General features: G+C 59.8%; 23 protein-coding genes and 1 tRNA gene. 15 read left to right on the top strand and 9 right to left on the bottom strand.

Annotated elements, in window-relative coordinates:
* Positions 1-20: 20 nt before the first annotated feature.
* Positions 21-1331, bottom strand: coding sequence for a flagellar hook protein FlgE (flgE, locus tag GKA01_RS03705; protein WP_228119895.1), 1311 nt, complete (start codon positions 1329-1331; stop codon positions 21-23).
* Between the two features lie 243 nt (positions 1332-1574).
* Between flgE and GKA01_RS03700 the strand changes: the two genes are divergently transcribed.
* Positions 1575-2873, top strand: coding sequence for an MATE family efflux transporter (locus GKA01_RS03700; protein ID WP_146859601.1), 1299 nt, complete (start codon positions 1575-1577; stop codon positions 2871-2873).
* Between the two features lie 67 nt (positions 2874-2940).
* Here the strand turns inward: GKA01_RS03700 and GKA01_RS03695 are convergent, their stop codons facing one another.
* The gene (locus GKA01_RS03695; RefSeq protein WP_228119896.1) at positions 2941-3906 is read right to left on the bottom strand and encodes a DMT family transporter; all 966 of its coding nucleotides are present in this window, start codon (positions 3904-3906) and stop codon (positions 2941-2943) included.
* Between the two features lie 355 nt (positions 3907-4261).
* On the opposite strand from GKA01_RS03695, the gene GKA01_RS03690 reads away from it, so the two are divergent.
* A complete protein-coding gene (locus GKA01_RS03690) occupies positions 4262-4645 on the top strand; it encodes a hypothetical protein (RefSeq protein WP_194265841.1) in 384 nt (127 codons plus the stop codon).
* Positions 4646-4655: 10 nt separating this feature from the next.
* Here GKA01_RS03690 and GKA01_RS03685 read toward each other — a convergent pair whose 3' ends face one another.
* On the bottom strand, positions 4656-6566 hold the full coding sequence (locus tag GKA01_RS03685; protein WP_146859333.1) for a S9 family peptidase: 1911 nt from the start codon (positions 6564-6566) through the stop codon (positions 4656-4658).
* A 150-nt stretch (positions 6567-6716) separates the two neighbouring features.
* Between GKA01_RS03685 and GKA01_RS03680 the strand changes: the two genes are divergently transcribed.
* Both GKA01_RS03680 and GKA01_RS03675 read left to right on the top strand, forming a co-directional pair.
* The gene (locus GKA01_RS03680; RefSeq protein WP_194265847.1) at positions 6717-7316 is read left to right on the top strand and encodes a DedA family protein; all 600 of its coding nucleotides are present in this window, start codon (positions 6717-6719) and stop codon (positions 7314-7316) included.
* Between the two features lie 23 nt (positions 7317-7339).
* On the top strand, positions 7340-8311 hold the full coding sequence (locus tag GKA01_RS03675) for an SDR family oxidoreductase (protein WP_146859331.1): 972 nt from the start codon (positions 7340-7342) through the stop codon (positions 8309-8311).
* Positions 8312-8412: 101 nt separating this feature from the next.
* Here GKA01_RS03675 and hemJ read toward each other — a convergent pair whose 3' ends face one another.
* From hemJ to hemE, 3 genes are read right to left on the bottom strand one after another with little or no spacing between them, the layout of a single operon-like run.
* Complete coding sequence (hemJ, locus tag GKA01_RS03670; RefSeq protein ID WP_146859329.1) at positions 8413-8859, bottom strand: protoporphyrinogen oxidase HemJ; 447 nt, start codon at positions 8857-8859, stop codon at positions 8413-8415.
* Positions 8856-9560 carry an HAD family hydrolase gene (locus tag GKA01_RS03665; protein ID WP_146859327.1) on the bottom strand — a complete coding sequence of 235 codons (705 nt, stop codon included), beginning with the start codon at positions 9558-9560 and terminating at the stop codon, positions 8856-8858. Before GKA01_RS03665 ends, hemJ begins: the two co-directional genes overlap by 4 nt.
* Before the next feature lie 8 nt (positions 9561-9568).
* Complete coding sequence (hemE, locus tag GKA01_RS03660; protein ID WP_146859325.1) at positions 9569-10630, bottom strand: uroporphyrinogen decarboxylase; 1062 nt, start codon at positions 10628-10630, stop codon at positions 9569-9571.
* A gap of 353 nt (positions 10631-10983) precedes the next feature.
* Between hemE and GKA01_RS03655 the strand changes: the two genes are divergently transcribed.
* From GKA01_RS03655 to galE, 5 genes are all read left to right on the top strand, one after another.
* Entirely contained in the window at positions 10984-11595 is a 612-nt protein-coding gene (locus tag GKA01_RS03655) for a Maf family protein (protein WP_146859323.1), read from the top strand.
* 102 nt (positions 11596-11697) lie between these two features.
* Positions 11698-11773: transfer RNA gene (locus tag GKA01_RS03650), tRNA-Ala, on the top strand.
* A 111-nt stretch (positions 11774-11884) separates the two neighbouring features.
* The gene (locus GKA01_RS03645; RefSeq protein WP_228119897.1) at positions 11885-13039 is read left to right on the top strand and encodes an AGE family epimerase/isomerase; all 1155 of its coding nucleotides are present in this window, start codon (positions 11885-11887) and stop codon (positions 13037-13039) included.
* 94 nt (positions 13040-13133) lie between these two features.
* Entirely contained in the window at positions 13134-13583 is a 450-nt protein-coding gene (locus tag GKA01_RS03640; RefSeq protein ID WP_146859321.1) for a DUF2501 domain-containing protein, read from the top strand.
* Between the two features lie 69 nt (positions 13584-13652).
* On the top strand, positions 13653-14642 hold the full coding sequence (gene galE, locus GKA01_RS03635) for a UDP-glucose 4-epimerase GalE (RefSeq protein ID WP_146859319.1): 990 nt from the start codon (positions 13653-13655) through the stop codon (positions 14640-14642).
* Here the strand turns inward: galE and GKA01_RS03630 are convergent.
* Positions 14639-15142, bottom strand: a complete 504-nt coding sequence (locus GKA01_RS03630; RefSeq protein WP_146859591.1) for an aminoacyl-tRNA deacylase — start codon at positions 15140-15142, stop codon at positions 14639-14641. The two genes, galE and GKA01_RS03630, sit on opposite strands and share 4 nt — an antisense overlap.
* Positions 15143-15223: 81 nt before the next feature.
* Between GKA01_RS03630 and GKA01_RS03625 the strand changes: the two genes are divergently transcribed.
* From GKA01_RS03625 to GKA01_RS03610, 4 genes are all read left to right on the top strand, one after another.
* A complete protein-coding gene (locus tag GKA01_RS03625; RefSeq protein ID WP_146859317.1) occupies positions 15224-15625 on the top strand; it encodes a lytic transglycosylase domain-containing protein in 402 nt (133 codons plus the stop codon).
* A 100-nt stretch (positions 15626-15725) separates the two neighbouring features.
* Positions 15726-16598 (top strand): metal ABC transporter solute-binding protein, Zn/Mn family, encoded by an 873-nt coding sequence (locus tag GKA01_RS03620; protein WP_146859315.1) that lies wholly within the window; start codon positions 15726-15728, stop codon positions 16596-16598.
* Positions 16585-17274 carry an ATP-binding cassette domain-containing protein gene (locus GKA01_RS03615; protein ID WP_146859313.1) on the top strand — a complete coding sequence of 230 codons (690 nt, stop codon included), beginning with the start codon at positions 16585-16587 and terminating at the stop codon, positions 17272-17274. Before GKA01_RS03620 ends, GKA01_RS03615 begins: the two co-directional genes overlap by 14 nt.
* A complete protein-coding gene (locus GKA01_RS03610) occupies positions 17261-18067 on the top strand; it encodes a metal ABC transporter permease (protein ID WP_146859311.1) in 807 nt (268 codons plus the stop codon). The genes GKA01_RS03615 and GKA01_RS03610 overlap by 14 nt, the downstream gene beginning before the upstream one ends.
* Here the strand turns inward: GKA01_RS03610 and GKA01_RS13965 are convergent.
* Positions 18054-18182, bottom strand: a complete 129-nt coding sequence (locus GKA01_RS13965; protein WP_264788709.1) for a hypothetical protein — start codon at positions 18180-18182, stop codon at positions 18054-18056. The two genes, GKA01_RS03610 and GKA01_RS13965, sit on opposite strands and share 14 nt — an antisense overlap.
* A 118-nt stretch (positions 18183-18300) precedes the next feature.
* Between GKA01_RS13965 and GKA01_RS03605 the strand changes: the two genes are divergently transcribed.
* Both GKA01_RS03605 and GKA01_RS03600 read left to right on the top strand, forming a co-directional pair.
* On the top strand, positions 18301-19785 hold the full coding sequence (locus GKA01_RS03605) for a sugar porter family MFS transporter (RefSeq protein WP_167506310.1): 1485 nt from the start codon (positions 18301-18303) through the stop codon (positions 19783-19785).
* Positions 19786-19820: 35 nt separating this feature from the next.
* Positions 19821-20261, top strand: coding sequence for an HIT family protein (locus GKA01_RS03600; RefSeq protein ID WP_146859309.1), 441 nt, complete (start codon positions 19821-19823; stop codon positions 20259-20261).
* Here the strand turns inward: GKA01_RS03600 and GKA01_RS03595 are convergent.
* Positions 20253-21191: a glycosyltransferase gene (locus GKA01_RS03595; protein WP_146859307.1), complete on the bottom strand. Its 939-nt coding sequence runs from the start codon at positions 21189-21191 to the stop codon at positions 20253-20255. The genes GKA01_RS03600 and GKA01_RS03595 overlap by 9 nt on opposite strands.
* Between the last annotated feature and the right edge of the window lie 44 nt (positions 21192-21235).

Raw genomic sequence — 21235 nt, 5'->3', positions numbered from 1 at the left:
GCGATCCCTTCAGTATGATCTTACTGGATCATTGCCAGTGTGGTCTGAAGAAGCTGATCTGCCGTGGAGACCACTTTGGTGTTTGCACCATAGGCCTGCTGCGCCACGATCAGTTTGCTGAGATCGCCGGTCAGATCGGATGTAGACTCCTCAATGGAGCCGGTCGTCAGGGTGCCGGCACCATTGGTATCGACCGTCTTGATCTGCGGGCTGCCTGACTGGGACGTTGCGGTATAGGCCTGCCCGTTCTCGGGAGAAAGGCTGTTCGGATCGGCGAAAGTGGTCAATGGCACCTTTGCGACGAGCTGGGAATAGCCATTGTCGAAGGTCGCCATGACGGAACCATCGGTCTGCATGGAAATTCCCGAGAACGTTCCACTCGTGACACTGTCGGAGACCGTAGTCACACCTGTAGGTGTGGATCCATCGGTTACAATGCTGACGCCACTCGTATTGCCGATAGTGCCAAGACTGACTGTCATGTTCTGGGGCGAGCCCTCATATTCGAAGGTCGCAGCCGACCCCGAAGACTGGGACTGGCCGTTGACGGAGGCAAGGGCGCCGGTCGAAGCATCGAAGGTCACGGTCGCGCTGTTGGTCGGATCGCTCGCATTGCTGACGGTCCAGGTCGTAGCATTCACCTGCGTCCAGTTCAGGCTGACCGTCTGAGCGTTGCCCTTGCTGTCATAGGCCGTGGCCGAGGTGGTGCTGCTGCCACCGCTGCTGGTCGCACTGCTGCCAATCTGGCCTGTCATGGTCAGCTTCGTGCTCTCGGTCGGCTGAAACTTGATGGTGGAAGGAACCTGGATGGGGCTGAGAGACGTGCCCAGGCTGCCCGTCGAGGCGTTGACGTTGTATCCTTCCAGATAATAGCCGGACGTGTTGACCAGATAGCCGTTCTTGTCCTGCGAAAAGTCACCGTTACGGGTGTAATACTGCTGCGAACCCAGAACAGGCGTGCTGTCGTTGCTCTGGCCGGTGGCCTGCACGACGTTGAAGAAGCCGTTCCCGGAAATGGCAAGGGCCGTACTGTTGGTCGAGGTTGTCACCATGCCCTGGTTGTCATTGTGCTGTCGGGTCGTGGCGACGACACTGTCGCTCAGAGCTTCGCCGTCACTGGCGAGGTCGTTATTGGTGACGTAGTCCTCGAAGCTGGTGGTGCTCGCTTTGTAGCCCGTGGTCTGGCTGTTGGCGATGTTGTTAGAGAGGTCAGTGAAGGCGTGGGACTGGGCGTTCAGGCCACTGACGGCGGTTTGAACCGCGTTGATGATCGAGGACATGGCATACTCCCGGACATGGAACAGGCTGCGGGTCGTATGCCCGAGCATCATCAGGGAAGATTCCACACCGGATATTAAAGAAGTCCTTACAAGCCCGAAAAGGACGGATTCGCCTACTGTTACGAACAGAGACAGAGCCAGGATGGAGGCGAAAAAACGCTGCCGGCCTCTGGTTCTCCCGCCCTGAAACGGGCATGATACAATGACATGCCAGAGCCAGATGACGATCCCAAAAAGCCCTGTATTCCTGACGATTCTCCGGTAAGGCCGGCCAGATTCGTTCATGGCAGCATCATGCGTCATGTCGTGACCATGGCCGGAACCGGGGCGATCGGGCTGATGGCCGTGTTTGCCGTCGATCTGCTCAATTACGGATATATTTCGCATCTGCATGACAAAACGCTGACGGCGGCTATCGCATTTGCGACGGCGGTCAGTTACGTGCAGGTCTCGGTATCAATCGGGATGACGATCGGGCTCGGGGCCTGCACGGGGCGGCTGATCGGAGCATGTCAGCATGCCGAGGCACGGCGGATGGCCTCGGCGTTTCTGGTGGTCATGGTGGCGATTGCGACCGTTCTGGGCCTGTTGACGGCGACATTTGCCATGCCTCTGCTCGGGCTGCTTGGCGCGCATGGCGAAGCGCAGCGGAACGCCGCCACGTTCCTGCATATCGTCTCACCGGCACTGCCGCTGGTATGTCTAGGGATGGCGCTGTCTTCGCTATTGCGAGCGGTGGGGGATGCCAAACGCTCGATGCGAGTGACACTGACGGGGGCGGCTGTGTCCGCGTGTCTGGATCCGATCATGATTTTCGGACTGCATCTGGGGCTTGAGGGAGCTGCGATCAGCACACTTCTGGCGCGGCTGGCCATTACGGCGAGCGGATTTCTGAATCTTCGGGGCCATGCCATGCTGGAATGGCCCCGACGTTCCGCTTTCGGGCCATCCACGCGGCTGATTGGCGGGATTGCGGTTCCGGCGATTGCGACCAATCTGGCAACCCCGACAGGCGCGCTGTTCGTGACGCATGCGATGGCGCGGTTCGGACTCAATGCCGTTTCGGGGCAGGCGACCATTGACCGGATCGTGCCGGTGGCGTTTTCGCTGGTTTTCGCACTGACAGGATCGGTCGGGCCAATCATGGCCCAGAACCTCGGCGCGCGGCAGATCCATCGTGTTCAGGAGGCGCTACTGGCGGCGCTGAAGCTGACGGCACTCTGTGTAGGCGCGACCTGGCTGGTTCTGGCGGTGGCACATAATTCCATCATCCAGCTTTTCGAACTTCAGGGTGTGGGCGTCGACATCGTACGGCTGTTCTGCTGCTGGCTAGTGTTGAGTTACATGTTCGTCGGATTGCTGTTCGTGGCCAATACGGCGTTCAACAATCTGGGACACCCGTTTTATTCAACCGGTTTCAACTGGGGGCGGGCGACTCTGGGGACCATTCCATTCGTTTGGTTCGGGTCAGCTTATGGACCAGTCGGAATTTTGGTTGGGCAGTCGCTGGGCGTGGTGCTGTTCGGCAGTTTGGCGGTCGTGATGGCATTCCGGGTGATCCGGAAGCTGGAGCCGGGAATTATAGAACCATAATCAGAAGTGCCGCCGCGTCTCTGAAAGTCAGCATTCTGACCCGCATGCACAGCAGCGGAACGAGTATTTAGCGTGTGGAGAGCGCGCTCTTCTTGGCGGCTTTGAGGTTTCCCTTGGCGACTTTGCGCGCCTTGAGGCGTTCGAGACGCTCTTTCATCGCCATTTTTTCGTAGCGGATGCGCTGACGGATCCAGTTCAGCATGCCTGATGCTGTCAGGACCGCGATGCCGACGAAGGTCCAGCGGTCGAGCGGCTGTTTGAAGAGGAGGTAGCTCAGCGCGACACCCCAGGCCATCTGGCTGTATTGTGGCAGAGCTACACGGTTTGCCGGTGCTCTGGCGGTTGCGAGCATCATGCAGAGTTGTCCGAGGGCGGCCAGGGAGCCGTAGCCGAACAGGTAGAACCAGATCTTTGTGTTAGAGGGCCATGTGGCATGGGCGAGCATGAGGAGACCATTGCCGACCAGTGCGCCCATCAGGCTGGACCCGAAGAGCGACAGGCGCACGGTTTCCTTGCTGGCGATCCGGTAGGCGATCACGCTACCCGCATTGGCGCAGGCTGCCAGAAGCGCGCAGAGATGGCCCAGATTGAGCGGGCGCATTCCCGGACGCAGCACGATAAGAACGCCCGCAAAGCCCAAAGCGACCGCAAGCCACGCCCAGAATGTCACTTTCTCCTTGAGCAGCACGACGGAAAGGATCGTGACGAACAGCGGCATCAGAAAGGTGATCGACAGGGCCTCGGGCATCGAAAGCAACATGAAGGCTTCAACGCTGGCCGCCGTAGCAACGAAGACGCAGATGGCCCGCAGCAGCCACATGCCACGAAGCTTCGGGCGTACGATGTCGAGATAGGATTCGTTTGATTTGCGGATGAAGGGAAGAATGAGGAACCCGAACACCCCGCCAAAAAACGCAACCTCGAAAGGATCGAGACTCCCGTCCAGCAGTTTGGAGAAGGCGTCGCTGACGGCAAATGCGGAATAGGCTCCGAAGGCCAGCGCCATTCCGGAGAAGAGGGTTTTGGTGTCCATGAGACTCTGGGATTCTAAAGAGAAGAGGAAATAGGCAGGCCTGAAACAGGGCACCAGTAATTTCGGTGAGGCTTCTTAGAAGAAGTATTATGGGAATTCAAACCCGTTTACAGAATAGCGGACATTTTCTTCCCTAATTTATTACGCACTTCAATGTAACATTTATTTATTTATATATAACACTAAAAATGTTATTGATTGACATTCGATTCTGCTTTGCGTGGGTTCTGGCTCAGGTGCAGAAATCGACTCTGATGGAAGCGCCCGTTATAGAAGCGGCATTCTTCAATACGGCTTTTCAGGGGAACGGTCTGTGCAGTGCGAATGGCGTAGGTCTTACGACAGGCTGGTTCCGATGCTGATCAAGGAGCATTTCGGAGATCCGGGTGTGATGACCCGGCAGTTTCCCTACATGAAATCGACATTCCTCTGGAAAGGGGATGATTTCATCCTCACGCCCGACGCGCTCGCCAATCCGAAGAATAAATATCATGGGCTTGAGCGGCTGGCGCTGCAGCATCATGAAGCCGGGGAGTGGCGGCTGGCCGGGGAATACTGGCTGATTGCGGCGGGTTGGCGCAAGAACATGATGGACCCGGCCGACGAGCGGCATGTGGAAGCTTTGCAGTTCGCCCTGCGCCATGTCGAATATGACAGGGCGCTGGCAGACTGGAAAAAGAAGAAGCTCAGCCGCAACGCCATGCCCTATCCCAGCCAGTTCGGACTTTCCGACGACTGAGACCGAGGATCTATGAATTGAAAACCTGCTGATAGAAGGCGAGTTCCCGTTGCAGGGCGTCTTCTATGGTTTCGCGGGCGCGGAAGCCATGGGCTTCCTCCGGATAGACGTGCAGGGCGGAATGTTCGAGTTTTGTGCGCATGGATTCCGCCTGTGACAGGGGGACGACCTTATCTGCGCCGCCATGCAGGAACAGGACGGGAACGGAAATTCCGCCTGCCTGCGTGATGGGAGAACGTTTCAGATACACCGCCTCGTCTTCGGGATAGGGGCCGATCAGGCCGTCCAGATAGCGGGCTTCGAATTTATGGGTTTCTTCGGCGAGAGCGCGCAGATCCGTGACGCCATAGAGGGACGTTCCGGCAGCGAAGAGGTCTGACTGTGCAAGAGCCCCCAGGACAGTCAGGCCGCCGGCGCTGCTACCGCGGATGACGCAGCGGGCTGGGTCAGCGAGGCCGCGGTCGAGAACGGCCTTCACGCCGGCGAGACAGTCTTCGATATCCGCGACGCCCCACTGCCTGTCCAATGCTTCGCGATAAGCGCGGCCGAAGCCGGTTGAGCCGCGATAATTGACGTCGAGGACGGCGAAACCGCGCGAGGTCCACCACTGCACCTTGAAGGCGAAGGACGGATTGGCGCGGCCGGTCGGGCCGCCATGCGCCATGACGACGAGTGGGGGTTTTTCTCCTTCCCGCAACGCGCTGGTGCTGCTGGCTGGGGCGTAGAACAGGGCGTGGGCTTCTGCTCCGTTGGTGGTCGGAAAGGTCAGGGGTGTGGGAGTTGCGATATCGGCTTTCGTAACGCCGGGCGGGAGTGTGACGCTGTTGCGGAAACGGTCGCAGGGCTCGCCAATGCGGCCTGTAGCAATGGCGGCTGGGGCATCGGCGGGGGAGTCGATCCAGGCGAAACGTCCGTCTTCGAGCGGTTGCGGGACGTTGACGGGGGTGCCGAGGGAGACATCCGTCCACCGTCCGTTGTCTTCCAGCAGGACGTGGTTGAGGCCATGACGGATACCAAGGGCCAGCAATCTGTTTCCGGGCAGCGGGACCATACTGCGTTGACCGAAGACCCAGTGCGGCAGACCGATTTCTGCGTTGGCGCCGTTGAGGGAGTGGGGGTGCCAATCTGTATCGTCATGGGAAAAGCGGATGGGGGTCCAGCGGCCCGAGGCGTCGGACGTTGCGTAGAGCGTGCAGTCAGGGGACCAGCAGGGTTCGATGATGCTGCATGGTTCGGGGCCTGAAAGGTTTGTCACGGGGCCGAGCGTGCCGGTTGTGCGATCCAAGGGGGCGACGCAGAGGGTCGTGACGGTCCAGGGCATGGCCGGGTCGTTCCAGCTGAACCATGCGAGGAAACAGCCGTCGGGTGAGGGGCGGGGGGCGGCGTAGAAATCCGCCCCTTCCACCAGAACGGTTTCGCGTCCGTCAGAATGAACATGGACGAGAGCTGCGACGGGCACGCCCTCACCATGAGTTTCACGGACGCAGAATACGGCGTCGGATGTGAGATCGAAGGTGAGATCAGCGTAGCGATGTTCAGGGATTTCGCCAGCTTCGGCCCATTGCGTGGCGGTGGTGCCATCGCTGAACCAGACCCCACCGCGTTTGCGATCACTGAAAACGACCTGCGGGACACCCTTCTTCAGGCGCACATCCCATGCGCCGCCGCCATATTCATGCACGCGGGTGCCGACCGAGTAGCCAGGCGGGATCAGGTCGTGGATCTTTCCGTCCGGATTACGGCCCGTGATGACGGAGCGGCCCTGTTCATCCGGGCGGCTTTCGAGCCAGAAGGTCCAGTTCCCAGCAGTGCGGAGTTCGGAGAAAGACAGCGTGCGACCCGCCACCAGTTCGGGCGTCACCCAGGACGGCCAGTTTCCCGATACAGAAGGGTTGGCTATGGGGGAAGGCGATGTCGTCATTTCTCATCCTGTCTCCGATGCCGTAGTATCGTAGCCGGTGGCACTCTCTTCCGCCACAGCTTGAACAGGACCAGGACACTGTTTCATCTCAGTCATTTTCTCGATCACATGCTGGTGCAGTATGGCTATGGCGTCGTCGGCATCACCGTCATGTTCGAGAGCATGGGCCTTCCTCTTCCGGCAGAAAGCGTCATCATCGCCGCTTCGCTCTACGCGGGTAGCACCCATCATCTGGAAATCCGCTGGATCGCGCTCGCGGCCGTCCTTGGCGCCATCATGGGCGACAATATCGGCTATCTGATTGGCCATCACTTTGGTTACGGCATTCTGAAAAAGCACGGCCAGAAAGTCGGTCTGACCGAAGAGCGGCTGATGCTGGGGCGGTATCTGTTCCGCAGGCATGGCGGGATCGTCGTGTTTCTGGGGCGTTTCGTCGCGGTGCTGCGCGTGTTCGTGGCATTGCTGGCAGGAGCCAACCGGATGCCCTGGCATTCGTTCCTATTTTTCAATGCACTCGGTGGCATCTGCTGGGCCGGTGGCTATGCCTTTGTGACCTATGAGCTTGGCAAGCAGATCGAGAAAATCACCGGGCCAGTCGGAATCGCCATGGCGGTCGTGGGGGTCTGCTGTCTGGTCGGGGCGCTCGTTTTTCTCAAGAAAAACGAGAAACGCCTGACGGATGAGGCACTCCGGCAGGCCAAGGAAGACGAAAAGCGCGAGGAATCGCGTGTGGACAAAAAAACGAGCTGACACAGACTGGAAGGACAGACCTCATGACACAGCCCTCCGCTCCCGAATGGTCCACGGACTCTCTTGAACGTCTGGACGGAAAGACGGCGCTCATCACCGGATCAACCGGGGGGCTGGGGTTTGAGGTCGCCTGCGGGCTGGCGAAACAGGGCGCTGCAATCGTGCTGAGCGGTCGCAGTCATGACAAGGGACAGGCGGCGCTGGCACGGCTTCATGAGCGCGTGCCGTTCGTCAAGGCGCGGTTCGAACTGCTGGATCTGGCATCTCTGGCCGGGATCGAGGCATTCGCATCCGCAATGCGCAGCCGGGGCGAGCCAATTCATCTTCTGGCGAACAATGCCGGAGTCATGGGGCCTGCGACACGTCTGACGACGAAAGACGGGTTCGAATTGCAGTTCGGCACCAACCATCTCGGGCATTTCGCTCTGACGGGACGGCTGCTGCCATTGCTGGCGGCGGGGAATGCGACAGTCATGACGGTGGCGTCTCTGGCGGCGCTGACAGGGGAGATCCCATTTGGCGATCTGAATGCGCGGCATTCCTACAATCCGATGGTGCGGTATCGTCAGAGCAAGCTGTCCAACCTGCTGTTTGCACTCGAACTGAACCGCCGGGCCACGAAAGCGCCCTGGCCCATCCATTCCCGTGCAGCGCATCCCGGTTGGGCGGCGAGTGATATCATCGCAAATAATGGCAATCTGGATCAGTCCGCCAACAAAGCCGCGCGGTTCATGCGCGGTCTGGCGCGCAGTGTCGTCGGGCCGGTGTTTCATGCCATGGGGCAGACGGTCGAGGAGGGGGCGTGGCCGCTGCTCTATGCTCTTGCCAGTCCACAGGCGCATGACGGCAGCTATTATGGTCCGCAGGGGCCGGGGGAACGCCGTGGTGTGCCGGGGATCGCGGGGCTGCCGGCTCTGGCGCATGTACCCGAACTGGCCGCGCGTCTGTGGACCGTCTCGGAACAGATGACCGGCGTAAAATACGGCCTGATCTGAAAGTCATAAAAGTTTTTGGTGAAGCTTTTTTCAAAAAGCTTCGAAGACTGTCACCTTTTTGAAAAAAGGCGACACCCAAAAACTTTTATCAAAGAGTTCTTTCAGGGGCGGACGATGATCATGATGACGATGATCATCATCAGGATTGTGGGGACTTCGTTGGCAATCCGGTAGAATTTTTCCGGGTGCTGGTTGCGGTCTTCGGCGAAACCACGACGCCATGTTCCGCAGGCACCGTGAAATCCTGCGAGACCGAAGACGCAGATCAGCTTTGCCCACCACCAGCCCGCATTCCAGTCGATCAGACCAGGAATGGAGGCCAGGGCACCGCCTGCGAGGAATGTCACGATCATGGCGGGCGTCATGATCTGGCGCAGAAGCTTGCGCTCCATGACCTTGAACCGCTCGCTCTCGTCAGAACCCGGTACCACCTGACAGTGATAGACATATAGACGCGGGAGATAAAATGTCCCGGCCATCCAGGCGATGAACGCCATGATGTGCAGGGACAGGATCCAGCTCTGATACGTCGCGAGAAAGTCAGTCATGCGGGTTTCTGGCTTTCCAGCGTCCGGCGGAGCAGCGGTACCAGCTCGTCCAGATGGGCGATACGGACCGAACCTTCGACGGGCCAGAAGGGCGGGGCAGGCATGTCTTCAGAGCGAAGAAGCACACAGGCCATGCCAGCCTTCCAGGCGGCTTCTGCTCCAGTATCGCTGTCTTCGATCACAACACAGTTTTCTGGCAGAACGCCCTCTGCCTTCGCTGCGTACAGATACACGTCTGGAGCAGGTTTGGGACAGCCCATGTCATTGGCGGAATGGATGCGGTTTTCGGGAAAAAACTGCGTCATTCCGGTTCGCTCGAACTTGGCGTCCATCTCCCGGAGGGAAGAATTCGACCCGACACGAACCGGCAGTCCCAAGGACCGGATTCCTGACAGCATTTCAGGCGCTCCGCTTACGGGTTCTGCGCTTTTTTTCATCATCTGTACGAGATTTTCACGCAGAATGAATGCCGTTTCGTCAGGTAGGGAATGACCCAGTTCGGCTTCAAGTTCGCTGACAACCTGAGGGAGCGCCATGCCTGCGAAACGCCTATGTGCCTCTTCGTCCGTCATGGACAGCCCTTTGGATCGGGCGAATTCCGCCGTGGCCCGGCAGGAGGGGCCTTCGCTATCCACGAGAACCCCATCACAGTCGAAAATAACCAGTTTCAACTGGCCTGCCGGATCCAGGGCTTTTGTCATACGGCCTGTCATACCGCGCGTACCGCTTCGACGAGGGCCGCCACGTTTTCAGGAGGCGTATGTTGCATGACACCGTGTCCGAGGTTGAAAACATGGGGTTTTCCGCGCATTGCGTCGCGGATGGCCTGAGCTTCGCGGATCATTGTCTCACCGCCGGAGAATAGGATCATCGGGTCCATGTTGCCCTGAAGGGTGAGGCCCGGAACGGCTTCGGACAGGAGTTCGGAAATCTGGGCCGGGTCGGCGACTGTGTCGAGCGCCAGCGTGTTGATGCCGGTTTTCTGCGCGTATTCACGGACCATGATGCCACCGAGGCGTGGGAAACCGATGATCGGAGTCTTGGGATGACGGGCGCGGATGTACGCGACGATCTGGCGTGTCGGCTCGATCACGTAGCGGCGGAAAGCGGAAGGCGGCAGAATCCCTGCCCAGGAATCGAATAGCATCACAGCTTCCGCCCCGGCTTCGATCTGGCCGCAGAGCATCTCGGCGGTACTCGAGGTCAGGGTGTCGATCAGGCGATCAAACAGGCCTGGGTTGGTCTGCATCATGCGACGGGTTTCGGCGAAATCCCGCGATCCACCGCCCTCGACCATGTAGCAGGCGACCGTGAACGGGCTGCCTGCGAAGCCCAGAAGCGTGGTAACGTCGGGAAGCTCTTTGGCGAGGCGGGACAAGGTCTCGCGCACTGGTGCGACGGCGTCCTGTACGCGTTTTGGATCGAGCCGGGCGAGGTCGGCTTCGGAGCGGATGGCGCTAAGCACGGGACCGCGACCCTCAATGAATTCAAGGGACTGACCCATGGCCCAGGGCAGGATCAGGATGTCGGAAAACAGGATCGCACCGTCCATGCCGTAGCGGCGGATCGGCTGGATCGTCAGCTCGGTGGCCATGTCCGGGGTCATGCACCTGGTCAGAAAGTCGGCCCTGTCACGCATGGCGCGGAATTCGGGGAGATAACGGCCTGCCTGACGCATGAGCCAGACCGGAGGCGGCCAGACGGCCTCACCACGGAGGGCCCGCAAAAGCGGTTTTGATGAGGGTGAGGAAGGTGCGTTTTCCGAAATCATGCCGCCCACTAATCATAAAAGAAAAAAGAAAGAAATGCTGGAGGTTAAGATGATCCCTGTGGATACCGGGGTACCCGGCTTTCTGAAAATGTACCCCATCTTGTTCACACTGTGTACAACTCTGGAGGCCGCAGTCTGCATGGGAGTCGCGGATTCAATCCCGAATTGCCCACAGAGAGGCTGTGTACAACCCCCAGTTCCGGCTGGTGTACCGTACAATCCACGGTACTCGGTACTCCTTTCGGAAGAGCTGGTACTATCCCCATGTACCCCAGTACTGACGCAATGCCTTCACAGGGTTTCTTGCAGTACTCGTCCTTCTTTTCGCAGTCGATAGTACGGAGTCGTACATCATGATGTCTTTCAGTACTTCCCTGATTCTTGCCAGCGGCTCATCAGCCCGGCGCATGCTGCTCGAAAATGCGGGTCTTACGGTACTGGCCAGACCGGTCGATCTTGACGAGGAGGCGCTTCGTCGCTCCTGCGAGGCGCAGGGGCATACGCTTTCAAAAACGGCGATCGTTCTGGCAGATGCAAAGGCTAATCTCGCGACACGGGATGTGAGCTTCGATGATTTGACGGTGGCAGCGGACCAGATTCTCGATCTGGATGGGGTGGCCTTTGCCAAGCCGGGTTCTGTTGCTGAAGCAGCAGAGCATCTGCGTCGGTTGCGGGGGCGGACGCATGTTCTGCGCACGGCGGTTGTTCTCTATAAAGGAGGCGAGAAGGTCTGGGAGCATCTGGCGTCGCCGCGTCTGACGATGCGGGCGTTTTCGGAGGCGTTCCTTCAGGCCTATCTGGAGCGGGAAGGGGCTGCGATCTTGTCCTGTGTAGGGGCGTATCGGCTGGAAGGCCCCGGGATCCAACTTTTTTCGGCTGTCGAAGGGACGCAGGACGCCGTTCTGGGGCTTCCGCTTCTTCCACTACTGGAGGAACTGAGGAGGCTGAAGGCGATTTTTGTGTGAAAAACTGCTGTCAAAATCTGTTTTTCAGACTTGTCAGGGCGAAATCATGACGATATACCGCCCTCATCCGGCTCCGTCCCAAAGGGGCCGATTGAAACATGTGGGGCCATAGCTCAGTTGGGAGAGCGCCTGAATGGCATTCAGGAGGTCGTCGGTTCGATCCCGATTGGCTCCACCAGTTTTCTAATTTCCTGAAAAACAAAATTCTGGTTTAGCTTCAGTGCTGACGCATGTGTCTCTGTTGACGCGCGCGTTCAGCTCTCATACGGCAGTCAGAATGCAGACTGTAATGCCACCCGCTTCCTCGTCGCTGATTATGGATGCTGACCTGCGTGCGCGCTGGGCCGGCTGGATGAAACAGTCAGTTCTTCCGATGTGGAGTAGCGCCGGTTTTGATAGCGGGCGGCGTCTGTATCATGAGAAGCTGGATTTCCACGGTAGACCCCTTATTCTTCCAGCATCACGGCTGATGGTGCAGGCCCGGCAGATTGCGACTTTCTGCCGGGCTGCGCTGGACGGGCTGCACGATGCTTCTGCGCAGGCCCTGATCTGTCTGGAGGAAGTGACCCGTCTCTACCGGCATACGGACGGGCAGCCGGGGTGGATCTTTTCTGTTGCTCCGGATGGATCTCCATCCGGCACGCAGCGGGATCTCTATGCCCATGCTTTCATTCTCTATGCTCATGGCTGTGCCTATCGTCTGAGTGGCAGTTCCGCTTTTCTGGAGACCGCACGGCAGACGATGCTGGAGATCCGACGGATTTTCCGGGCAGATCATGGTGGGTTCGCGGATGAAGTGCCGCGTTCCGGCGCGTTTCGTCACCAGAATCCTCACATGCATCTCCTTGAGGCATGTCTTTTCCTGTTCGAAGTCTCCGGGGACAGTTTCTATCTGGACGAGGCGACCGCCTTAGTGCGTCTGGCGATGGAAAAGCTGATCCAGCCTGATACGGGTGTACTTCCCGAAACATTTGAAGCTGACTGGCGCAGTGCTGAAGCGTTCGGGAAAAACCGGGTGGAGCCGGGGCATCTTTTCGAATGGTCCTGGCTGCTGGGAGAATATCTGCGGCTTAATCCTTCCGCGAGGGATGGCGAGGCCGTTTTGCGATCGGCTGATGCGCTGTTCGGGTTCGGGATGCGTCATGGAATGACCGGTTCTGCGGTGTGTGATGCCGTGCTGGATGACGGGCGGCCGCTTGAGAATGGGACGCGGATCTGGCCGCAGACCGAACTGTGTCGTTTGCTGGTCTGTCGCAACGAGCGGCCTGAGGTGTTGCGGCAGGTGAGCGACAATTTTTTCGCGACCTTCATGTCCGGTCCGAACGCCGTGGCTGGCGCGGCCCTGTGGATCGACCGGTTTGATGCCTCCGGAAACGCTACTGTGACCGACGTGCCAGCCAGTTCGCTCTATCATATTTACGGGGCCGCCCGGGAGTTTCGCTGAAACGGTGAGGGTGAACCTGAGGTCGGGCTATGGTAGCGTCCTCATACGGGGTTGGTCTGGTCCTGTCCTGAACGTTCTCTGAAGGAGCAATACGATGCGTTATTCAAACGGTGTATTCGCGGTTCTTGCGGCGGTCGGTCTTGTGATGTCCGCGGCACATATTCCGGCACAGGCACAGTCCATTCCTGGTGTTGGCAGCACTGGCGATGCAATGAGCGGCATGTCGGGCATGACCGGGATGACGGGCGCTGGAAATATCATGAGCCGCATGGTGCCGAATGTGGCTTCGGCCAGCACAGGCAACGTGGCTGGTGTTCTGGGCTACTGTGTGCAGAACAACTATCTGAGTGGCAGCGGTGCCACCTCGGCCCTGAGCAGCCTGACAGGCAAACAGGATGTAACATCTTCGAATGACTTTAAGGCCGGGCAACAGGGGCAGCTTCTGACGGGTGGCACCAATTCGCTTTCGCTGTCGAGCCTGAAGGGGCAGATGAAGCAGAAGGTCTGCAACATGATTCTTAATCGCGCGCAGAATCTGCTCTGATCTGACGCTCGCATTGCGGCCGCTCGTTACGGGTGGCTGCAATGCTTTTGCAAAAGGACCGTGGGGTCAGTGAAGTATCTTGTTACGGGTGGCGCCGGTTTCGTTGGCAGTCATCTGGCGCAGGCTCTGGTGGATGCCGGGCATGATGTTGTTGTTCTGGACAATCTGAGCACGGGACACCGTGCGGCCGTCCCGGAGGGGGCGCGGTTTGTGCACGCCGATCTGTCGGATGCTGATGTGACGGACCGGGCGGTGGCGGCGGGGGTGTGGGATGCGGTTCTGCATTTTGCCGCCGTGTCGCTCGTCGCAGAGAGCATGCGTGAGCCGTTTCTCTATCTGCGGCGCAACTTCATCACGTCCCTCAACCTGATCGAGGCCTGCGCCCGACATGGGGTAAAGCGCTTTGTTTTCCCGTCGACGGCAGCACTGTTCGGTGGCGAAGGCCAACTTCCCCGGATTCCGGCAGAAGCGCGGATCGAGCCGGGATCGCCTTATGGTGAAAGCAAGTATCTGATCGAACGGGCTCTTGTCTGGGCCGATCGTATCTGCGGGATGAAGAGTGCCTGTCTGCGGTATTTCAACGCGGCCGGGGCGGATGCGCTCGGGCGACTGGGCGAGGATCACCGTCCCGAGACGCATCTGATACCGCTCACGATTGATGCGGCGCTCGGGCGCAGACCCGGACTGAAGCTGTTCGGAAACGACTATCCCACGCGGGACGGCACCTGTGTGCGTGACTATGTGCATGTCAGCGATCTGGCTGATGCCCATATCCGTGTCATGAGCCAGCTTGATGAACGCTCGGTGACCTATAATCTCGGAAACGGAGTCGGGTTTTCCAATCTGGAGGTCATCCAGAGCGTCGAGCGTGTGAGCGGTCGGAAGGTGCCCTGGGAATGGGCGCCACGTCGCGGGGGAGATCCGGCTGTTCTGGTCGCAGATTCCCTGGAAATCTGTCGGGAAACGGGATGGAGCCCGCGTTTCAGCCGTCTGGACGATATTGTCGAGACGGCCCTGCGCTGGCGTGTGGACCATCCGAACGGTTATGGATCCTGTTAGAGCGGTTTGACCAGATCGGCTACGAGGCCGCCGGTGGCGGTCAGGGCATCGTCAGGTGAAAGTTCGATCAGCAGCCCCTGACTGCCCCCGTTGATGACGACGGGTGGGCCGTCCATGCCTGACTGTTCGAAAGCCGTAGGGACGGCGCTGCGTTGTCCGAAGGGGCTCACGCCGCCGATGCGGTAGCCGGTGCGCTGTTCGGCGTCGGGGCGGGAGAGCATCTTGGCTTTGCGGCCTCCGAAAGCCTGTGCCACGCGGGCAAAATCCAGTTCCCGATCCGCGGGCAACACCACACAGGCGGGGCGTCCGTCGATCTGGACCATCAGGGTCTTGAGGACATGGTCCGGCGACAGGCCCAGCGCTGCGGCGGCAGCCACGCCCAGTTTCCCCGCTGAGGGATCATACTCATAGACGTGGCGTTCATAGGAAATGCCGAGCGCGTCCAGTGTCAGGGTCGCGGATGTGTCCTGCACGCTTGTCCTCCTGTCCTTTGCGGTCATCACGAGGGGTTCAGGATGGCAGGCAGGTGCGTCCGATGCTAGGGTCCGGGGCATGATTCACCCTGTGGTCCGTTCATAATCATGGCTGGCGGTCTGCTGGCCTGCATGCTGGCTTCGGCTTTGCATTACCATCTGCCGCCGCGCATCCTTCCTGCGATCCAGCGGGTCGAGGGCGGGACGATGGGGCATGTCAGCACCAATGCGGACGGCTCGGTTGATATCGGGCTCATGCAGATCAATTCGCGCTGGATTCTGCCGATCGCCTCCATGACGCACCAGCCGGTTTCGCAGGTTGCGGCACGGCTCGCGCTGGATCCGTGTTTCAATATCGCTGCGGCGGCCATGATCCTGCGTAGGGCGCTCGATGACGAGCATGGCAATCTGATGAGGGCTATTGGGGATTATCATTCCCGGACGTTGCCGCTCAATCTGGAGTATCAGCGCAAGGTCGTGGCGGCCGCGCTTTTGCTGCGCCGAGGATAGGGCCCAAAAACAGGGCGGGGAATTAAGGGCCATCCTGGGATGGTCAGATGCGGAATGTTACTTTATAACATCCTCCCCTGAGTTGATCCCGAGGACACTGATGCGCTGCTTTCCGGCTCTTCTGCTGGCTGGCCTGATTTCGGGCATTCCTGCTGTCGTCCGGGCCGAATCCTCCCGTATCCCTGTGAATATCGTCTGTGCGGAAGCCGCATGGTGTGATGTGGCGGCGCAGATCGGGGGGCCGGATGTCCGGACACAGGCGCTGCTTTCGACGCCGGGGATTGACCCGCATGATCTGACGCCTTCGCCTTCGATGGCCCGGGCCATGGCCGGATCAGGTCTCGCGGTGGTGAATGGCGCGACTTACGATGACTGGGCGCTTCCGTTCGCAGCGTCGGCTTCGGACAGGATCGTGGTGGCCTCCATCGCCGGATGGCATCCGGGCGACAACCCCCATCTCTTTCTTGATCCGGCTGCGGTAGAGAAGGTTGCCCGGGTTCTTGCGGACAAGCTTTCGCATCAGCCCGGCGTTTCCGCTTCTGCTGTAGACGGGCGGCTGAATGCCTTTCTGAAGGAGCTGGACGGCGTGAAGGCCGGATTGGCTGCGATGAAGGCGCGTCACGATGTCGTTTCCGTCGCCGCCGTGGAGCCGGTCGGACAGACGTTGCTGGGGGATGCAGGGCTGGATATTGTGGATGAAAGTTTTGCACTGGCGATCATGAACCATGCCGAACCTTCGCCCCGGGATGTGGCGGAAGTCGATACCCTGATCGACGGACGGCGGGTCCGGATGCTGATTACCAATCCCGCTATTCATTCCCCGCAGATCGATCGGCTGGTGGACCGGGCGCAGGCTGTGGGCTTGCCGGTCGTGGCGATTGGGGAGACTTTGCCACCGGGTCAATCCTGGCAGGGCTGGGTTCATGGCATTCTTCAGACGGTGGAGCAGGCGCTGGGTGATGGCCGACAATAAACGGGTCTGCTGTCAGCCGGAGCGCGGGCTGGTCCTGCGGGACGTGACGCTTATGGCGGGCTCGACCTGCGTGCTGTGGGGGGCCTCGCTGACGGTGCCGCTTTCGGGTATGACGCTTCTGTCGGGGCGGAACGGGGCGGGGAAGTCCACGCTGCTGCGGGCCATGCTGGGTTTGATCCCGCTTCAGGCGGGCGAAATTCTCACGCATGGTCTGTCACCGGCGCAGGCCCGGCAGCATATCGGTTACATGCCCCAGAGTGTGACGGATGCAGCATTGCTGCTTCCGGCGGTCAGTCATGTGCGGGTGGCGGTGGACGGCGTGCGCTGGGGGCTGCCGCTGCGTCTGCGGTCTAGGCGGGAAGAGGCGGACCGGCTTCTGGCGCTGACGGGGGCTTCGGCGTTTGCGTATCGCCCGCTGGGGCTGCTGTCCGGTGGGGAGCGGCAGCGGGTCGGGCTGGCACAGGCTTTGGCGGGGAAGCCGGATCTGCTGTTGCTGGATGAGCCGCTGGCGGCGCTTGATCAGGCGGGGCAGGAGCGGACGGTGCGTCTGTTGCGGGATCTGACGGAGAATCTGGGGATCGGGATTGTTCTGACGTCTCATGAAACTGAAGCTCTGTCTGGGGCCGTGACGCGGGTTGTGCAGCTTGCGGACGGGGGGCTGCATGTTCGAGTTTGATTTCATGCGCCATGCCTTTGTGGGTGCGGCGGTTGTGTCGGTTCTGGCAGGGACGGTGGGCTGGTTCCTGATGCTGCGGCGTCAGGCGTTCGCGGCCCATGCGCTGTCGCATATCGGGTTCAGTGGGGCGGCCGGAGCAGTCTGGCTCGGCTTTCCGCCGCTTTCCGGGATGGTGGTGTTCAGTCTGATGGCGGGGTTTGTCATCGGGGCCGAGCGCGAGGGGGAGCGTGGCGTTCCCGCCCAGCGGGACAGCACGATCGGGCTTGTGCTCGCGGCTAGTCTGGGGCTTGGGGCGTGGTTTCTGCATATGAGTAACCGGGGCTCTAGCCTTGCGACCACGCTGCTGTTCGGGGATGTTCTGGGCATTGATATGCCGACGCTGGAGGCGCTGTGCGGAGTGGCCGTGCTGTGTCTGGGGCTGCTGGCGTTTCTGGGGCGTCGGCTGCTGTTTGCCAGTCTGGCGCCGGAAGTGGCGCGGGCGCGGGGTGTTCCGGCGCGGCTGGTGTCGGTGGTGTTCATGGCCGTGGCGGCGCTGGCCTGTGCGGCCTGTGCGGAAGTGGCTGGGGCGCTTCTGGCGTTCAGCCTGATGATCGGGCCTGCCGCGACGGCGCTGAAGCTCGGGCTTGGGCCGCTCTCCGGGATTACTGTTTCGGTGGGGCTGGCGCTGGGTCTGTCATGGGGCGGACTGATGTTGTCCTGGGTAACGGACGCACCTGTTCCGTTCTGGATCGGGCTTGGAGCCGCTCTGTCCTACGCTCTGGCCGATCTGTGGGGCCGGTTCAGAACTGCGTAAGATGTGCCAGCTTGAAATGTACCAGCAGGATAAAGGCGACCAGCATCACATGTATGATGATCAGGGTCTTGGTGCCAATGACCGGAACATCGTTGGTGGTATCGGGTGTTTGCATGAGCTTATCCTGACGGGCTTGGGGTGGCTGCGTCAATCCTGATCGTATCCCCGGATCATTTTGTAAGGTTTTCCGGTGCAGCTGAAAAACCATCTGTTTCGTGATATGTTATGTCGTCATGGAAAACGATACGAAAACAGTCCGAACCGGACGGGAGTCAGTTGATCCCGCTTCCATCGAAGTTTCTCCCAATGCCAAGCTGATGCTGATTCTGGCTGCCGTGGTTGCTGCGATTTGTGGCGGTCTTTACGGTTATGATACCGGCATCATCTCCGGCACACTGCCTCTGATTGGTGATGATTTTCACCTGAATGCGGCCATGAAAGAATGGGTTGCTTCGGCTATTCTACTGGGAGCCATCTTCGGTGCTTTCGGGGCTGGCAGCCTGTCGGAGAAATTCGGGCGGCGAAACACGACCTGTCTGGTCAGCGGTGTGTTCGTGGCGGGGGCGACTGCCTGTTCTCTGGCGCCGGATGTCTGGAGCCTGATCGCGGCGCGCTTCGTTCTGGGGCTGGCTGTTGGTGGTTCGACGCAGGTTGTGCCGATGTATATTTCCGAACTGGCTCCGCAGGAGCGCCGTGGCACGCTGGTCACGATGTTCAATGTGGCCATCGGCCTTGGCATCTTGATTGCCAATATCATTGGTTTCACCGAGCGTGTGAACTGGGGCTGGCGTCCGATGGTCGGGATTGCTGCCATTCCGGCTGCTATCGTATTCGTTTCCATGTTCTTCATGCCCAAGAGCCCGCGCTGGGTGGCTGAGAACGAGGGCATGAAGAGTGCCATCATCCAGCTTGGGCGTATCCGCACGACCAAGCGCGCCATCCGTCGGGAAGTCCAGACCATTCGTGAGAATGCGGAAGGGATCGAACCGCAGAACCGTGGCTGGCGTGGTCTGTTCCAGCCTTGGGTGCGGCCTGCGCTCGTGGCGGCGCTCGGCGTTGCGTTCTTTACGCAGTGCGGCGGGCTGGAGATGATGATCTACTATACGCCGACCTTCCTGAATGATGCGGGTTTCGGCACGTCCTCCGCCCTTCTGGCGTCGCTGGGTGTGGCGGTGATTTACTGCATCATGACGTTTCTGGGCTGCATGTTCGTAGACCGGATCGGCCGTCGTCGTCTGATGCTTATCATGGGGCCGGGGGCTGCGCTGTCGCTCGTAGGGCTTGGCGTGATGTTCCTGAGCCATCCGGCTCCGGGCAGCACGGGGGCCTATCTGATTGTGGTGTTCCTGCTGCTGTTCATGATGTTCAATTCCGGCGGTATCCAGGTTTGTGGCTGGCTTTTGGGGGCCGAGATGTTCCCGCTTTCGATGCGCGGACAGGCGACGTCGCTTCATGCCGCGACGCTGTGGGGGGCTGATCTTCTGGTGACCAGCACGGCGCTGAGCATGGCTGAAGCAATAGGGTTGAGCTGGACGATGTGGTTCTATGCGTTCATCAATCTGGCGTCTGTCATCTTTGTGTTCTTCTTCGTGCCGGAAACGGCCGGTGCGTCTCTGGAAGATATTGAAGAGGCGCTGGTTGAAAAGCGTTTCCGCCCCACGCGCGGGAATACGCGGATCGTGCAGAGCGAAGACGAGGACGTCGAAGCCGCTGCATGATACGCTTTCCCCTTCACGCAGAAGGGGAACCGACCATGACGGATGTTATCGCACAGAGGGTTGCTGCCGCACGATGTGGCAGCAACCCTTCTGTTATCGGGCGGATGAAATCGGGCTGGCTGGTGATCGGGGAGACGCAGCCTCTGCCAGGATACTGTCAGCTCCTGGCCGATCCGGTCGTGCCGACGATCAATGATCTTCAGGGCGAGGCGCGGGCGCAGTATCTGGCCGATATGGCGGCGGTCGGGGATGCGCTGCTGGCGGTCACTGACGCAGTGCGGATCAATTATGAGACGTGGTGCAATCTGGCACCGTCCCTACATACTCATATCGTGCCGCGCTATGCGTCTGAAGATCCGGAAAAAGCCACGCGCCCGGCGGGAACGGTCTATGATTATGATATGGCTCGTCGATCCAGCGCGGAGCAGGACGGAACATTCATGCAGGCTATGCGGCGCGCCCTGAATCTAGCGTGAAAATAGATACCAGATCCGGAATACCGTTGTTTCGGAGAACCTCTGCCGCCTGAGATCGCGGTGCATGACGAGTGTGCGCAGTCGGGTGGCAAATGTCCGGGCGGCTGCGATCTCCTTTAGAAGACGCAGGGCTGAGGGGGAGACATGCTCCGGCTGGGCCAGAAGATGGGTCACGTTCGAATGGAAAATCGTCATGAACACATGCGGGCCGCGACGAAGGGCGGCCCAGCCGCGCTTGATGAACGAACCACTAGCCCCGACCGTGTTATGGGCATGCTGGCGGTAATAGCTGACGCAGCGGTCGTCGAACATAACGGATCCGTCTGCCGCGGCGGTCAGGAGATATGCCCACCAGTCATGCAGCACTGAGGGCGGGGGCAGATTATTCTGCATGAGGCGGTGGGTGGCGGCGTTCAGGAGAACGGTGTGACCCGTTGCGATGTTCTGTGTCAGGGAAGCCGGGAAGCCGGGCTTCCGGCGCAGAACGGAAGATTCCTGAAAGACGACCAGATCCTCATCCGTCAGATATTGTCGTGCGCAGTAAAGGGCAGGGATATCGGCCGGATGACGGCTGAGCATATCGACGGCCCATTCCAGTTTCTGCGGCTCCCAGATATCGTCCTGATCCGCGAAGGCCACATAGGGGGTGTCCGGCACGGCATCAAGCAGGTGGGCATAGGATCCCGCGACCCCGAGCCGTCCGTTAGCGCTCGTAATTTCGACACATCGGCCCGCGCCGGCGCCGCCTGCAAAAGCGTGCATCCGCTCACGGGATGCATCCGAGGAGTCGTCATCGCGCCAGTAGAGAGTCCAGTCCTGATGGGTCTGCGTCAGAATGCTTGAAAGCTGCGCGTCCAGATAGCTCTCACCATTATAGAGGGAGAGGAGGATGGCGACCTGACGCGAAGAGGATGCCCTTTTCTGTGTCATGTTTCGGCACCGGGGCTTGAGGCCGAAAGAGGGGAAAAGGGGAT

This window comes from Gluconobacter kanchanaburiensis NBRC 103587, from assembly GCF_007988905.1.
Taxonomy (GTDB): Bacteria; Pseudomonadota; Alphaproteobacteria; order Acetobacterales; family Acetobacteraceae; genus Gluconobacter; species Gluconobacter kanchanaburiensis.
The sequence above is the reverse complement of the archived record's forward strand: the minus strand, read 5'-3'. Positions and strand labels throughout refer to the sequence as shown.